Origin of the sequence: Pseudomonas xanthosomatis (assembly GCF_019139835.1) — a bacterium.
Classification (GTDB): Bacteria; Pseudomonadota; Gammaproteobacteria; order Pseudomonadales; family Pseudomonadaceae; genus Aquipseudomonas; species Aquipseudomonas fakonensis.
The window spans coordinates 4,061,760-4,077,673 of the sequence record NZ_CP077075.1; the positions used below are offsets into that span (position 1 = coordinate 4,061,760).

Consider the following 15,914-nt stretch of genomic DNA (forward strand, 5'->3'; position numbering starts at 1 on the left):
ACACTGGATGTTCACGCCGGCCAACCAGCCATCGTTCACCCTCGCCATCCAGGGCGCCAACAGCGACCTGCGGGTACTGGCCTTCACCGGCTTCGAGGCGCTCAACCAGCCCTACGCCTTCGACCTGCAGCTGATCAGCGAATACCCCGCGCTCGACCTTACCGAGCTGCTGCACAAGCCCGCCTTCTTCAGCTTCACCCCCGAAGGCCAGGGTATCCACGGCATCATCGACCGCATCGCCCAGGGCGATTCGGGCAAGCGCTTCACCCGCTACGAAATCACCCTGCGCCCGCGCCTGGCGCGCCTGGCCCACCGGGTGAACCAGCGCATCTTCCAGGACCTCACGGTCCCCGAAATCATCACCCAGGTGCTCAAGGACCACGGCATCCTCGCCGACGCCCACCACTTCCACCTGGGTTACCAGTACCCGCCGCGCAACTACTGCGTGCAGTACGACGAGTCCGACCTGCACTTCATCCAGCGCCTGTGCGAGGAAGAGGGCCTGAGCTACCACTTCCAGCACAGCAGCCGCGACCACCGCCTGGTATTCGGCGACGACCAGACCGTGTTCCCCAAGCTGGCCGCCGTGACCTACCAGCAAGACAGCGGCCAGGTGGCCGACGACCCGGTAATCAAGCAACTGGCCGTGCGTGTGGAAACCCGCACCACCCGCGCCACCCGCCGCGACTACGACTTCAAGAACCCGCGCCTGCTGCTGGAAAGCGACCACAGCACCGAGCGCGCCCCGGACCTTGAAGACTACGACTACCCCGGGCGCTTCACCGACCGCGAGCGCGGCAAGCTGCTGGCCACCCGCGCGGTACAGCGCCACCGCGCCGACTATCGCCTGGCCGAAGGCCGCGGCGACGTGGCGCGGCTGGTGAGCGGGCACTTTCTGCCCCTGGCCGGCCACGGCCGCGACGAGTGGAACGACCTGTGGCTGCTGACCAGCATCCGCCACGAGGGCAAGCAGCCCCAGGTGCTGGAAGAAGCCCTGCCCAGCGCCACCACCGCGCACAAGGACGACTTCCATCAGGGCTACCGCAACAGCTTCACCGCCACCCCTTGGGACCAACCCTTCCGCCCTGCCCTGCGCCACGACAAGCAGCGCATCCGCGGCAGCCAGCGCGCCCTGGTCACCGGCCCTGCCGGCGAAGAGATCCACTGCGACAGCCACGGCCGGGTCAAGGTGCAGTTCTTCTGGGACCGCGAAGGCGCCGGCGACGACCAGACCAGCTGCTGGCTGCGGGTGTCTTCGGCCTGGGCCGGCGCGCGCTACGGCGGCGTGGCCATTCCGCGCATCGGCATGGAAGTGCTGGTGGGCTTTCTGGAGGGCGACCCCGACCAACCGCTGGTCACCGGCTGCCTGTACCACCGCGAGAACGCGGTGCCCTACCCGCTGCCGGCAAACAAGACCCGCAGCGTGTTCAAGACCCTCAGCAGCCCCGGCGGCAAGGGCTTCAACGAGCTGCGCATCGAGGACAAAAAAGGCCAGGAGCAGATTTTCATCAACGCCCAGCGCGACTGGGAGCAGCGCATCCTGCATGACCAGAAGATCCGCGTGGGCCGCCAGCGCCACGACACCGTCGAGGCCGACAGCCACACCGAATTCAAGGCCGAGGAACACACCACCGTCGACCTCGACCGCAAGGCCGAATGCCGCGCCGACGACCACCTGAGCATCGCCGTCAGCCAGCACCTGAAAATCGCCACCGGCCAGTTCATCGAGGCCGGCACCGAGATTCACCTGGGCAGCGGGCAGAAGATCGTGATGGAGGCCGGCGCGGCGCTGACGCTCAAGGCCGGCGGCAGCTGGGTGCAGATCGACGGCGGCGGCGTGGCCATGAGCGGCGCCGCCATCAAGCTGAACCAGGGCGGCGCACCGGGCGTGGGTACCGCGGTGGCGGCGCTGCTGCCGGGGCTGTTGCGCCAGGCAGTGAACGCCGTGGCCGGCGCCGTGCTGACCCCGGCGCAGATCAACACCCTCAAGCGCAGCGCGCCGTTCTGCGAAGAATGCGAGAAGTGCAAGGGGGGCGCCTGTGCCATCTGAGCCCCTGAGCCCTATGGACTGGCTGCAACAGCAGCCACTGGCCGAAGGCGAATACCTGTACGCGGTGATGGGCAGCGCCAGTGACGCCGAGCCCATGGCCAACTACTACCGCAAGGCCAGCCCCGAGGCGCCGATTCCACTGTGGGGCGGCACGCCCTACGCCGGCTGGCGCGAGCTGATGCCCTATCTCGACCGCCTGCCTGCAGACAGCCCGATGCTCGACTGGGTCGCCGCCACCGATGCCTGCGACTGGGGCTGGCTGGCGGTATCCCGGGCGCAACCGGCCGAGGTGGCCGAGCACCTGCGCGGCCTCACCCAGGTGCTGATGCCCGATGGCACCGGGGTGTTCTTCCGCTTCTGGGACGGCCAGCACCTGCTGCCGATTCTCGACTGGCTGGGCGAGCGCAGCGGCGAACTGTTGCCGGTGTTCATCCGCTACTGGGTCAATGGCCAGCCCCGCGACGGGCATGCCCTGCCCCACCAGGGGCCGCAGCCCTACCCGTGGTGGGAGGTGCCCCAGGCGCTGCTCGATCACCTGACCCAGCAAGACCCGTCCACCCTGATCGACAACCTGCTGCAAACCCTGCGCGAAGACCACGCCGACCTGTACTTCGCCCAGCCCGAGGCCAACCTGCGCCTGAAAGTTGCGCAATTCGTCCGCTATCACGCCGAGCCCATGGACAGCCTCGGTGAACGCGTCGTCGACCACCTGATACAGGAAGTAGCACCTTGATCTCCTACATCATCGGCAAGTTCCTGGCCGAGGCCATTTCGGCCGAGACCCCGGACGCCCCACGCATCATCGCCGACTTCAGGCAAAACAGCCTGACCGACTACCAGGAATGGGCCGACAGCTGGACCCTAGGCTGGGCGCTGGACACCCAGCAGAAGTTCGAGGTCGGCGACGAGGTGCTGACGGTCAAGGACAAGGACGACACAAAGGTCCAGGGCTACGCCACCTGCCAGAAGAACGGCGTAATGACCCTGCTGCACAGCTTCGAGACGGTCAATTTCGTGCCGATCGGCAACACCCCTTTCGAAGCTCGCGAAGTGCTGGCCAAGGGCAAACTGGGCGAGGCAATCCGCGGTGCGCTGGATGAAAACGGCTTGGGCACAGTGACGGGCTGCGAACCGAACAAGCCGTACCAGATCACCTTCTTCCCCGATGTGGGCGAAAACGAAATTCGCGCGCTGCACGCCTCCTACGGCGGGGTGCTCGACAAGCTGCAGGGCTGGCTGACCCAGGAGTGGTCCAGCAGCATCGAACCTCAGTGGAAAGCCTACGTGCAGAAGGATACCCCCGACCGCCTGCTCGAGATCGGCGAGGCGTTCGCCAGCGGCGCGTGGGAGGTGCTGAAGTCGCTATGGGACGACATCAAGAGCGTCTTCGACATGCTGCTCAATGCCCGCGAGTACGCCGGCAAGATCGTCGATTACATCAGCAAGGCCGATTTCGACGAGCTCAAGAAGAAGGCCAAGAAGGCGCTGCACGACGGCCTGATGCTGCTCAGCGACGAGCCGCTGATGTACCTGTATGCCATGGCGGTGATCACCTGGGTGCAACTGCAACCGCCCCCCGTGATCGCCGAACTGGCGGGCGGGGCCATGATGCGGATCGTACTGGACGTGATCATCGGCATGGTGCTGACCGGCGGCGTCGGTATTGCCGTGCGCCTCGGCACCAAGACGGTCAGCGCAGTGCGCAGCGAGCTGACCGCCCGGCGTGTGACCAAGGCCTTCCAGGACCTGATCGATCTGGAGACCCAGCTGGCTGAGCATGCCAACAAGGTCAAGCCGCTGGCAGCCCATGGGCAGGTGATGGTCAACAGCTCGAAGAAGGCCGACGTGCAGATCGACAGCCCTTTACAGCACATCGACCTTAACAAGCCGGACACCATCGTGCTGACCCGCGGGCCGGACAAGAAAGTGACCGTTACCCAGGGCGAAAAAACACCGGACGCCCCCAAGCAGTCAACAACACCGGACGACAAGCCGGCAGCGTCCGAATCAGAAACCGTAAAAAAGAAGTGCCCGGTATCGATGGTCACCGGCGAAGAGCTTCTGACCCTCACCGACACCGAACTCGACGGCCTGCTGCCCTTCGAATGGACCCGCCTGTACCGCACCTCGGCCGTGGAGCACGAGTGCGGCCTGGGCCCCGGCTGGAGCCACGCCCTGGCCCAGCGCGTGACCATCGAAGGCGACGCGGTGATCTGGCTGGACCACGAAAACCGCCGCACCGAGTTCCCGCTGCCCTCGGTGCAGCGCCCGGCCATCAGCAACAGCCTGTCCAAGGCCGCCATCTACCTGGGCGAAGGCGCCAACGAGCTGATCCTGACCCAGGCCGGCAACCAGCCGCGCTTCTACCACTTCCGCCATGACGGCCGGGTGGCCGCGCTGTTTGCCATCAGCGATCGCTACGACAACCGCCTGCACGTGCAACGCGATGTGCTCGGCCGCATCGCCCGCCTGCACAACGGCGCCGGCCGCGCCCTGCAACTGCGCTACGACCGCACGGTAATCGTTGCCGTCGACTACCAGACCCGCGTGCTCGATGCGCCCAACCAGAACACCTGGCACACCGAGCAAACCGTCGCCACTTACCGCTACGACGCCCACAACCGGCTGATCGAAGCCAGCAACGCCGCCGGCGAAAGCGAGCACTACCGCTACGACAGCGAACACGTGATCCAGAGCCGCCAGCTGGCCGGTGGCGCGCAGTTCTTCTGGGAATGGGAAGGCACCGGCAAGTCAGCCCGCTGCATCCACCACTGGGCTAACTTCGCTCAGATGGAAACCTGGTTCGACTGGAGCGACGACGGCAGCGTCACCATGCGCAACGCCGACGGCAGTGAAGAAGTCTACGTTCACGACGAGAACGCACGGCTGGTCAAACAGGTCGACCCCGACGGCGCCACCCACGAGAAGGCCTACGACGAACAAGGCCGGCTGATCGCCGAAAAGGACCCGCTGGGCGCCGTTACCGAGTACCAGTACGAAGACGGCCGCCTCAGTGCGGTGATACCGCCTGAAGACGAGCCGGTGCTTTACGAGTACGACTACCACGGCCACGTCAGCGCCGTGGAGCGCGGCAAGGCACGCTGGGAATACCGCCGCAACGCCCAGGGCGACATCACTGCGCAAACCGACCCCAGCGGCGTACGCACCGACTACCGCTACGACGAGCATGGCCGCCTGCTGGAGATCCACCACCCCGACGGCAGCCTGCACCGCCTGGGCTGGAACAGCCTCGGCCAGCTGATCGACGAACAACTGCCCGACGGCGGCCAGCGCCGCTACCGCTACGACGCCCTCGGCCGGCAGATCACCCGCCAGGACGAAACCGGCGCCCTCACCCACTACCAGTGGACCGCAACAGGCCGCCTGGCGCAGATCACCCTGCCCGGCGGCGGCACCCGCGCCTACCGCTACAACGCCTACGGCAAGGTCACCGAGGAGCGCGACGAACTCGGCCGCATCACCCGCTACGAGTACGCCGAGCACCTGCACCTGGTCAGCCGGCGCATCAACCCCGACGGCAGCGAGCTCAACTACCGCTACGACAACACCCGCCTGCTGCTGACCCAGATCGACAACGAGCGCGGCGAGCAGTATCGCCTCGACTACCACCCCAACGGCCTGATCAGCCAGGAAACCGGCTTCGACGGCAAGCGCACCGCGTATGTCTACGACCTCAACGGCCAGCTGATCGAAAAGACCGAGTTCGGCGAGGACGACACCCCGCTCAAGACCGAATACCAACGCGACAGCGCCGGCCGCCTGCTGGTCAAGACCCTGCCCGACGGCAACACCGTGCACTACAGCCACGACAGCCTCGGCCGCCTGGTCAGCGTCGACGACGGCCACTGGCCGCTGGCCTACGAGTACGACCTCAACGACCGCCTGGTCACCGAGCACCAAGGCCGCGCCACCCTGCGCTACCGCTACGACGCCCTCGGCCAGCTCAGCCACGCCCGCCTGCCCGACGGCAACCGCCTGGACTACCACTACCTGCCCGGCGGCAACCTGGGCAGCATCGACCTGAACGGCCAGCCGCTGACCCGTCACCAGTTCCAGGCCGGGCGCGAGCTGGCGCGGCAGCAGGGGCAACTGGTCAGCCAGTATCAGTACGACGAGCAAGGCCGACTGGTGCTGCACCGCGTAACCCAGCGCCAGGACAAGAAGTGGCTGCTGACCCGCGGATACGGGTACGACGCCAACGGCAACCTGGCCAGCATCGACGACAGCCGCAAGGGCCTGCGCGAGTACCGCTACGACCCGCTCGACCGCTTGGTGGCGGTGCGTGGCGATATCGGCGAGAGCTTCCAGCATGACCCCGCCGGCAACCTGCTCGCCCAGACCGCGCAGCTCGATCCGAAATTGGTCAACGTGCAGGGCAACCGCCTGCTGATGCAGGGCGATGCGCATTTCGACTACGACGTGTTCGGCAATCTGGTGCGCGAGCGACGCGGGGCCGGGCAGAAGTTGGTGACCGAGTATCGGTATGACTGCCAGCACCGGTTGAGCGAGGTTTTGCTACCCAACGGGCAAACGGCCAAGTACCGGTACGACGCGTTTGGGCGGCGTATCGAGAAGGATGTGGCCGGGGCGCTGACCGAGTTCTTCTGGCAAGGGGAACGGTTGATCGGCGAATGGTCGCCGGGGCGCAGCCGCAGCTACGTGTATGAGCCGGGGAGCTTCCGGCCGTTGGTGATGGTGGATGGCGACGGGCCGGAGAACGCCCGCCCCTACTACTACCAGCTCGATCACCTGGGTACGCCGCAGGAGCTGACTTCGGCGCAAGGCGGGATCTGCTGGTCGGCGCGGTATAAAGCCTACGGAAACGTCGCCAAGCTCGATATCGAAGAGATCGACAACCCGCTGCGGTTCCAAGGGCAGTACTTCGATGCGGAAACGGGGCTGCATTACAACCGGCATCGCTACTACAATCCCGGCACCGGGCGGTACCTGACGGCGGACCCGATCAAGCTGGCGGGGGGGTTGAACAGCTATCGGTATGTGCCTAACCCTACGGGGTGGGTGGATCCGTTGGGGCTAAGTGGTAGCTGCCCAGGTACGGATTGTTCGAACACTGGTGCGGAATCACCCGACTCAAATGCTAAAGTTGAAAAAAACGAGGCAAGCCCACCCGAAACCGATAAGGTATACACAGGTAGTCTTCCAGAAGCTCTACAGAAAAAAATACTATATGGCGCGAGAAATCCTAGCTCGAATAAACCGGTTGGAGGACACTCCGCAAAGGTATTGACATCTCCAGAGCACCAAATGGATGTAGTCAAAGTTAACCCTGACGGCACAATACAGGTACAGAATGTCAAGATTATGTTGACGCGCAAGGATGGCACCTATGACTGGTCCGCACAAAAATCCCCCAACATACACACGCTCGCTCCAGAGTCATGGAGCGACGCAAAGATCTTACGTGTGACAGATGAAGTGTCCGCAGAACCTGGCGTAGTGATGAGAGAGACACCTGACTCCGTGACAACTTTGCATACGAAAACAGTAGACGGCGTTCAGTGGCAAGTTGTGAAAGAAAATGGAACCGTCACTTCTTCTTTCCCGTCGGGTGACAAGCCAATGAAAGCAGATTAATAGGAGCAAAGCTTAATGGACGAAAAGATCATCAAAGAGTTTCTTCGCTGGATTGGTGAGACCGAATGCTCTGGATGGAATGAATACTATTCAGAGCAGGTCGCCAAAGGAATTCTTCCAAAATTCTCCAGCGCCGAATGGGAATGGCTAGAGCAACATATAAAAACCAAACCAGATTACTGGATCCAACGCTGTGTAGCCGCACTAGGAGACTCGAGAATTCCTCAAGGGATACCGATACTAAAAAACCAGCTCTCATCAAATAATTTCGACACTCAAATAATGGCCGCCAGCGAACTTGACTGGCTCGAGGCACCAATAGAAAGAGAATACTCACCAACCATTGAAAGCATACTTTTCCGCATACCACACGAAGATCACCACCTATACCCAGAAATAATAAATCTACTCAAAAAATCCAATTTGAGTAAAGGTTAGGAACGAGACTCAACCGCTACCAAATACGATGGAATTTCCGCGAAGGTGGCCCTATGGAACTTCAGACGAGGAGCCCCACGACCACACCAGCGCCGTGAGCGCGACAAGGCGCGTGGAACTACCTTTCAACTCCAAGGGCGACATCACTGCGTAGACAGCCCTCAACAGCACGCGCACCGGCTACTGCCACGACAGCCTCGGCCGCCTGGTCAGCGTCGACGACGGCCACTGGCCGCTGGCCTACGAGTACGACCTCAACGACCGCCTGGTCACCGAGCACCAGGGCCGTGCCACCCTGCGCTACCGCTACGACGCCCTCGGCCAGCTAAGCCACGCCCGCCTGCCTGATGGCAACCGCCTGGACTATCACTACAAGCCCGGCGGTGATCTGGACAGCATCGACCTCAACGGCCAGCCGTTGACCCGTCACCAGTTCCAGGCCGGACGCGAGCTGGCGCGGCAGCAGGGGCAACTGGTCAGCCAGTATCAGTACGACGAGCAAGGCCGACTGGTGCTGCACCGCGTAACCCAGCGCCAGGACAAGAAGTGGCTGCTGACCCGCGGTTACGGGTACGACGCCAACGGCAACCTGGCCAGCATCGACGACAGCCGCAAGGGCCTGCGCGAGTACCGCTACGATCCGCTCGACCGCTTGGTGGCGGTGCGTGGCGATATCGGCGAGAGCTTCCAGCACGACCCCGCCGGCAACCTGCTCGCGCAGACGGCGCAGCTCGATCCAAAGCTGGTCAACGTGCAGGGCAACCGCCTGCTGATGCAGGGCGATGCGCATTTCGACTACGACGTGTTCGGCAACCTGGTGCGTGAGCGACGCGGGGCCGGGCAGAAGCTGGTGACCGAGTATCGGTATGACTGCCAGCACCGGTTGAGCGAGGTTTTGCTACCCAACGGGCAAACGGCCAAGTACCGGTACGACGCGTTTGGGCGGCGTATCGAGAAGGATGTGGCCGGGGCGCTGACCGAGTTCTTCTGGCAAGGGGAACGGTTGATCGGCGAATGGTCGCCGGGGTGCAGCCGCAGCTACGTGTATGAGCCGGGGAGCTTCCGGCCGTTGGTGATGGTGGATGGTGACGGGCCAGAGAATGCCCGTCCCTACTACTTCCAGCTCGACCATTTGGGCACACCGCAGGAGCTAACCTCCGCGCAAGGCGGGATCTGCTGGTCGGCGCGCTATAAGGCGTATGGCAACGTCGCCCGGCTCGATATCGAAGAGATCGACAACCCGTTGCGGTTCCAGGGGCAGTACTTCGATGCGGAAACGGGGCTGCATTACAACCGGCATCGCTACTACAATCCCGGCACCGGGCGGTATCTGACGGCGGACCCGATCAAGCTGGCGGGGGGGGTGAACAGCTATCGGTATGTGCCTAACCCTACGGGATGGGTGGATCCGTTGGGGCTTGAAGTAGTTTCATGTGACGACCCCGACAGCAAAAAAAATGTAACCAATAGTGATACCGCTAGCACGGGAGAGCCAACACCCCCAAGCTCCACAGGTTATGGCCCCAATGATCCGCCGGTAAGGATTCAAGGTGAATGGTCCATTAATGATATGAAACAGGCATTACTAGGATATTCACCGAGAGGTTTGGGCAGTCCGGACCTCCACCATGCTGATCAAATGCCTGGCTCAGCAATTCATGAAATTCTTCCTGAGGAGCACCGAGGAAACAAAGCACTTCATCAAAACAAGTACAACCAAGGCGTTACCGCTCAAATGAGAGATCAAGATCGAAAACTACACTGGTGGTATCGCGCAAGAGAACAGGGCGCAGACCAAATCCTCCCAAATTGGATATACAACAATTAAGGTTTAACAAATGAATTTTGAAGAATTCTCAAAACTTGCCAACGAAAAAATTCAAAAAAATCCTATATGGTTCCAACTGGAGCGCGATGCCCCTTCTAACGACGAGGAAGTAATTCGGGTAGAAAGCAACCTTGGCATTCAGCTGCCGGACGAGTACAAACAGTTCGTAAAAACCTACGGCGGAGGATATTTCGCTTTCAGCATAGTCTACTCACCAAACCCTAACAGCGACTTCCCCTTAGAAAAAATAAACACCGACAATACGTTCGACACATACATTCTCTTCTCAGAAAATGGTTCAGGCGATTATTACGGATTCCCTGTATCCGACAAAAAATGTAGCAGCTCGATATTTTTTTGGGACCATGAATCTGGACAATGGAACGGCACAGAATATTTGAACTTCTACTGCTTTTTAGCTGACAAAGCGCTCAGCAGTGAATAATCATCCACCTTCTTCATAATGAGTAGCAGCGGAGAACAGGAAATTTCTGAGCACGGCGAGATCAACGTTCAAGCAGGAAGGAAGAAACCGGAGCACAGTGCAGAACTATCCGTACAAGATCGCCGTCCACCCAGATATTAAAGAGGCCGAAACCCAACGCCCCCAAGCAGGCGAAAAACCCCGACGACAAACCCACCGACGCCTGCAGCGCCACCTGCGTCAACGGCTGCCCGGTATCGATGGTCACTGGCGAAGAGCTGCTGACCCTGACCGACACCGAGCTCGACGGCCTGCTGCCCTTCGAATGGACCCGCCTGTACCGCACCTCGGCCGTGGAGCACGAGTGCGGCCTGGGCCCCGGCTGGAGCCACGCCCTGGCCCAGCGCGTGACCATCGAAGACGACGCGGTGATCTGGCTGGACCACGAAAACCGCCGCACCGAGTTCCCGCTGCCGTCGGTGCAGCGCCCGGCCATCAGCAACAGCCTGTCCAAGGCCGCCATCTACCTGGGCGAAGGCGCCAACGAGCTGATCCTGACCCAGGCCGGCAACCAGCCGCGCTTCTACCACTTCCGTCATGACGGCCGGGTGGCCGCGCTGTTTGCCATCAGCGACCGCTACGACAACCGCCTGCACGTGCAACGCGACGTGCTTGGCCGCATCGCCCGCCTGCACAACGGCGCCGGCCGTGCCCTGCAGCTGCGTTACGACCGCACGGTAATCGTTGCCGTCGACTACCAGACCCGCGTGCTCGACGCGCCCAACCAGAACACCTGGCACACCGAGCAAACCGTCGCCAGCTACCGCTACGACAGCCACAACCGGCTGATCGAGGCCAGCAACGCCGCCGGCGAAAGCGAGCACTACCGCTACGACAGCGAACACGTGATCCAGAGCCGCCAGTTGGCCGGCGGCGCGCAGTTCTTCTGGGAGTGGGAAGGCGCCGGCAAGTCGGCGCGTTGCGTGCGCCACTGGGCCAACTTCGCCCAGATGGACACCACCTACAGCTGGGGCGACGACGGCAGCGTCACCGTGCGCAACGCCGACGGCAGTGAAGAAGTCTACGTTCACGACGAGAACGCACGGCTGGTCAAGCAGGTCGACCCCGACGGCGCCACCCACGAAAAGGCCTACGACGAACAAGGCCGGCTGATCGCCGAAAAGGACCCGCTTGGCGCCGTTACCGAGTACCAGTACGAAGACGGCCGCCTGCGCGCAGTCATCCCCGCCGAAGACGCGCCGGTATTCTACGAGTATGACTACCACGGCCACGTCAGCAGCGTGGAGCGCGGCAAGGCACGCTGGGAATACCGCCGCAACGCCCAGGGCGACATCACTGCGCAAACCGACCCCAGCGGCGTACGCACCGACTACCGCTACGACGAGCATGGCCGCCTGCTGGAGATCCACCACCCCGACGGCAGCCTGCACCGCCTGGGCTGGAACAGCCTCGGCCAGCTGATCGACGAACAACTGCCCGACGGCGGCCAGCGCCGCTACCGCTACGACGCCCTCGGCCGGCAGATCACCCGCCAGGACGAAACCGGCGCCCTCACCCACTACCAGTGGACCGCAACAGGCCGCCTGGCGCAGATCACCCTGCCCGGCGGCGGCACCCGCGCCTACCGCTACAACGCCTACGGCAAGGTCACCGAGGAGCGCGACGAACTCGGCCGCATCACCCGCTACGAGTACGCCGAGCACCTGCACCTGGTCAGCCGGCGCATCAACCCCGACGGCAGCGAGCTCAACTACCGCTACGACAACACCCGCCTGCTGCTGACCCAGATCGACAACGAGCGCGGCGAGCAGTACCGCCTCGACTACCACCCCAACGGCCTGATCAGCCAGGAAACCGGCTTCGACGGCAAGCGCACCGCGTATGTCTACGACCTCAACGGCCAGCTGATCGAGAAGACCGAGTTCGGCGAGGACGACACCCCGCTCAAGACCGAGTACCAGCGCGACAGCGCCGGCCGCCTGCTGGTCAAGACCCTGCCCGACGGCAATGCGGTGCACTACACCCACGACAGCCTCGGCCGCCTGGTCAGCGTCGACGACGGCCACTGGCCGCTGGCTTACGAGTACGACCTCAACGACCGCCTGGTCACCGAGCACCAGGGCCGTGCCACCCTGCGCTACCGCTACAACGCCCTCGGCCAACTCAGCCACGCCCGCCTGCCCGACGGCAACCGCCTGGACTACCACTACAAGCCCGGCGGCGACCTGAGCAGCATCGACCTCAACGGCCAGCCGCTGACCCGTCACCAGTTCCAGGCCGGGCGCGAGCTGGCCCGCCAGCAAGGGCAACTGGTCAGCCAGTACCAGTACGACGAGCAAGGCCGACTGGTGCAGCACCGCGTAACCCAGCGCCAGGACAAGAAGTGGCTGCTGACCCGCGGCTACGGGTACGACGCCAACGGCAACCTGGCCAGCATCGACGACAGCCGCAAGGGCCTGCGCGAGTACCGCTACGACCCGCTCGACCGCTTGGTGGCGGTGCGTGGCGATATCGGCGAGAGCTTCCAGCACGACCCCGCCGGCAACCTGCTGGCCCAGACCGCGCAGCTCGATCCAAAGCTGGTCAACGTGCAGGGCAACCGCCTGCTGATGCAGGGCGATGCGCATTTCGACTACGACGTGTTCGGCAACCTGGTGCGCGAGCGACGCGGGGCTGGGCAGAAGTTGGTGACCGAGTACCGGTATGACTGCCAGCATCGGTTGAGTGAGGTTTTGCTGCCTAACGGACAAACGGCCAAGTACCGGTATGACGCGTTCGGGCGGCGTATCGAGAAGGATGTGGCCGGGGCGCTGACCGAGTTCTTCTGGCAAGGGGAACGGTTGATCGGCGAATGGTCGCCGGGGCGCAGTCGCAGCTACGTGTATGAGCCGGGGAGCTTCCGGCCATTGGTGATGGTGGATGGCGACGGGCCGGAGAATGCCCGCCCCTACTACTACCAGCTGGATCACCTGGGTACGCCGCAGGAGCTGACTTCGGCGCAAGGCGGGATCTGCTGGTCGGCGCGGTACAAGGCGTATGGCAACGTCACCAAGCTCGATATCGAAGAGATCGACAACCCACTGCGCTTCCAGGGCCAGTATTTCGATGCGGAAACGGGGCTGCATTACAACCGGCATCGCTACTACAATCCGAACACCGGGCGGTACCTGACGGCGGACCCGATCAAGCTGGCGGGGGGGCTGAACAGCTATCGGTATGTAACTAACCCTATCGGTTGGGTAGACCCTTTAGGACTCAGCGAAAACTGTCCTCCTGGCTGCGGCGGTAAACCGAATACTGATAGCTCTGGTGAAGCCTCTACCGATCATGGTTCACCGCCTCCACCAGCACCGAGAGACTTTGCCACAGATGAAAAGCTCGAACAGCACTACGAAAAGCACGGCCACGAGTTCAACGCCCAAAATAAAGAAGAGTACTTAGATACGGCAAGGTTCGTTGTGGATACGGGCTACCAAATTGAATATCCCTACAAAGGAAAAATGCGAATAGGATACATAAAATTCATGAAAACCAACAAAAAGGGGCAAGCAAAATTTGCCTTTGTCGGGATTAATGAAAAAAACGAAATCGCAACCTTGCATACCAAAAGCGGTAAAGATGCTTGGAAGCTGCAAGGAAACCCAGCATCTGACAAAACAATCAGGCCTATGCAAAATGAATAAGACCCCCATCAAAATTCTGAAACTTAGCCCCGATGATGAAAACGAAGCCACCCTTGAAATTGGAGGCTTCCCCATCAGATGCTTCATCAGTCACTGCCCCAACGTCATAAACGAAGGAGAACAACACCTCGTCGAGCTTACAATGTATCTAGAGGACGATTACAAGGTAGTAGAAAGCCCTAAACGGGATCCTTTTATAAGAAACATAAACAACGGATTCAGCGTCGAGATAGCAGGATACTTGAACTCAAACACCCTCAGATCAATAACGACACTTGACGACGAAGGCATTCACTATGACTACCCCGAACTCAACGACAAATTCGTAATCATATACGCCGATCGCCTTCAAGTAGACTTCGACTAAGCTTCACTGACTAAGAAGTTCAGACCCGAAATTCGAAATCGATGATATAGACTGCCAGCATCGCTTGAGCGAAGCGCTGCTGCCCAATGGGCAGGAGGCCAAGTATCGGTACGACGCGTTCGGGCGGCGGATCGAGAAGGATGTGGCTGGGGCGCTGACCGAGTTCTTCTGGCAAGGGGAACGGTTTATCGGCGAATGGTCGCCGGTGCGGTGCCGCAGCTATGTGTATGAGCCGGGATCGTTCAGGCCGTTGGTTATGGTGGACAGTGACGGGCCGGAAAACGCCCGTCCCTACTACTTCCAGCTCGACCATTTGGGCACACCGCAGGAGCTAACCTCCGCGCAAGGCGGGATCTGCTGGTCGGCGCGCTATAAGGCGTATGGCAACGTCGCCAAGCTCGATATCGAACAGATCGACAACCCGCTGCGGTTCCAGGGGCAGCACTTCGATGCGGAAACGGGGCTGCATTACAACCGCCATCGCTACTACAATCCCTGCACCGGGCGGTATCTGACGGCGGACCCGATCAAGCTGGCGGGTGGGTTGAACAGCTATCGGTATGTGCCTAACCCTACGGGGTGGGTGGATCCGTTGGGGTTGACATCTATTGGCTACAACTGCCCTGATGCAGATAAAGTAGAAGCAGCAACTGAAGCAAAAGCCGAAAATAGTTTACCCGTTGTCAGTGGTGGTTATCGAGAATTAGTACGAGCCGGAGCAAAAGGCCCTCACCATATCATTCAAGATGCCGCCGTAAAAGATCTACCAGGCTATGATCGAAATGTAGCACTATCAGTGCAGCTACCTGGACCATCTACAAAAATTGGAACACCGCATTACATAGCCACCCAAGTTCAACGACAAAAAGGAGGCGGCACATATATGATTGAACGAAGAACCGCTTACAAAGCGCTCCGAAAAGCAGGCATTTCAAGAGACGATGCAAGAGGTCTTATAAAAGACACCGATGCTCACTTCGAAAAAATTGGCGTAGAGCCAAATACCAAAACTCGCATACCGGGAAACAGGAAAAAATGACGATCTCGAAAGAAATTATTGCTGATATAAAAGATCTTGTGACAGCCATATCCACCTTAGACGTCCCAACCATAACTCAACGAAACTGGCAAAGCCGAACCACAACAATCGACCTTGAGCGCGTTATGCTTGAGTATGGCAACACATTCATTGCTCCTCCGGAGAATTTTTTTGACTACGCTGAATGCTACGACTTCGAAGATGGAACAGGGTATCAAATCGAGATACCGCTGTGGACTCTAGAAGAAGGCAGAAGTGACCTTGTGGTCACGATAGAGCTGAATAACAACTCCAAGGAAATTTCCATTAGCGACCTCAGGGTTCCTTGAGTCTCGTTATTAAATCTGATTATCCAGTCAAGTCGGCCACCCCGTCACTTGAGTTTGCACTCACACCTACCTTCCCGCCCGGATAGTTCGTTAATCCCCCAAACTCATTGGCCAAAATC

The 15,914-nt window shown here is 61.0% G+C and carries 8 protein-coding genes and 3 pseudogenes; 10 read left to right on the plus strand and 1 reads right to left on the minus strand.

Annotated elements, in window-relative coordinates; genetic code table 11:
* The first annotated feature begins 7 nt into the window (after positions 1 to 7).
* The 6 genes and pseudogenes from KSS93_RS17965 to KSS93_RS17990 all read left to right on the plus strand — a co-directional run bounded on the left by KSS93_RS17965 (position 8) and on the right by KSS93_RS17990 (position 10,377).
* On the plus strand, positions 8 to 2,050 hold the full coding sequence (locus tag KSS93_RS17965; protein ID WP_217885316.1) for a type VI secretion system Vgr family protein: 2,043 nt from the start codon (positions 8 to 10) through the stop codon (positions 2,048 to 2,050).
* The gene (locus tag KSS93_RS17970) at positions 2,040 to 2,783 is read left to right on the plus strand and encodes a DUF4123 domain-containing protein (protein WP_217885317.1); all 744 of its coding nucleotides are present in this window, start codon (positions 2,040 to 2,042) and stop codon (positions 2,781 to 2,783) included. Before KSS93_RS17965 ends, KSS93_RS17970 begins: the two co-directional genes overlap by 11 nt.
* Entirely contained in the window at positions 2,780 to 7,666 is a 4,887-nt protein-coding gene (locus KSS93_RS17975) for an RHS repeat-associated core domain-containing protein (RefSeq protein ID WP_217885318.1), read from the plus strand. The genes KSS93_RS17970 and KSS93_RS17975 overlap by 4 nt, the downstream gene beginning before the upstream one ends.
* A gap of 15 nt (positions 7,667 to 7,681) precedes the next feature.
* Positions 7,682 to 8,104: a HEAT repeat domain-containing protein gene (locus KSS93_RS17980; RefSeq protein ID WP_217885319.1), complete on the plus strand. Its 423-nt coding sequence runs from the start codon at positions 7,682 to 7,684 to the stop codon at positions 8,102 to 8,104.
* Positions 8,105 to 8,285: 181 nt separating this feature from the next.
* Positions 8,286 to 9,534, plus strand: a pseudogene (locus KSS93_RS17985) (RHS repeat domain-containing protein); the annotation flags it as partial.
* Between the two features lie 408 nt (positions 9,535 to 9,942).
* A complete protein-coding gene (locus tag KSS93_RS17990; RefSeq protein ID WP_217885320.1) occupies positions 9,943 to 10,377 on the plus strand; it encodes an SMI1/KNR4 family protein in 435 nt (144 codons plus the stop codon).
* Between the two features lie 61 nt (positions 10,378 to 10,438).
* Here KSS93_RS17990 and KSS93_RS17995 read toward each other — a convergent pair whose 3' ends face one another.
* Complete coding sequence (locus KSS93_RS17995; RefSeq protein WP_217885321.1) at positions 10,439 to 10,624, minus strand: hypothetical protein; 186 nt, start codon at positions 10,622 to 10,624, stop codon at positions 10,439 to 10,441.
* Here KSS93_RS17995 and KSS93_RS18000 point away from each other — a divergent pair.
* The 4 genes and pseudogenes from KSS93_RS18000 to KSS93_RS18015 form a co-directional block, all read left to right on the plus strand.
* Positions 10,533 to 14,060 (plus strand): annotated as a pseudogene (locus KSS93_RS18000) (RHS repeat-associated core domain-containing protein); the annotation flags it as partial. The gene KSS93_RS17995 and the pseudogene KSS93_RS18000 sit on opposite strands and share 92 nt — an antisense overlap.
* Positions 14,053 to 14,427: a UCP019853 family protein gene (locus tag KSS93_RS18005; protein ID WP_217885323.1), complete on the plus strand. Its 375-nt coding sequence runs from the start codon at positions 14,053 to 14,055 to the stop codon at positions 14,425 to 14,427. The pseudogene KSS93_RS18000 and the gene KSS93_RS18005, both read left to right, overlap by 8 nt.
* 49 nt (positions 14,428 to 14,476) lie before the next feature.
* A pseudogene (locus KSS93_RS27090) lies at positions 14,477 to 15,466 on the plus strand (RHS repeat domain-containing protein); the annotation flags it as partial.
* On the plus strand, positions 15,463 to 15,795 hold the full coding sequence (locus KSS93_RS18015; RefSeq protein WP_217885324.1) for a DUF7668 domain-containing protein: 333 nt from the start codon (positions 15,463 to 15,465) through the stop codon (positions 15,793 to 15,795). The pseudogene KSS93_RS27090 and the gene KSS93_RS18015, both read left to right, overlap by 4 nt.
* Positions 15,796 to 15,914 lie beyond the last annotated feature (119 nt).

Bases quoted from the DNA above. Each gene is read 5' to 3' on its own strand.
- KSS93_RS17965 (WP_217885316.1), top strand. From the start codon at position 8: ATGTTCACGCCGGCCAACCAGCCATCGTTCACCCTCGCCATCCAGGGC.
- KSS93_RS17980 (WP_217885319.1), top strand. From the start codon at position 7,682: ATGGACGAAAAGATCATCAAAGAGTTTCTTCGCTGGATTGGTGAGACC.
- KSS93_RS17990 (WP_217885320.1), top strand. From the start codon at position 9,943: ATGAATTTTGAAGAATTCTCAAAACTTGCCAACGAAAAAATTCAAAAA.
- KSS93_RS18005 (WP_217885323.1), top strand. From the start codon at position 14,053: ATGAATAAGACCCCCATCAAAATTCTGAAACTTAGCCCCGATGATGAA.
- KSS93_RS18015 (WP_217885324.1), top strand. From the start codon at position 15,463: ATGACGATCTCGAAAGAAATTATTGCTGATATAAAAGATCTTGTGACA.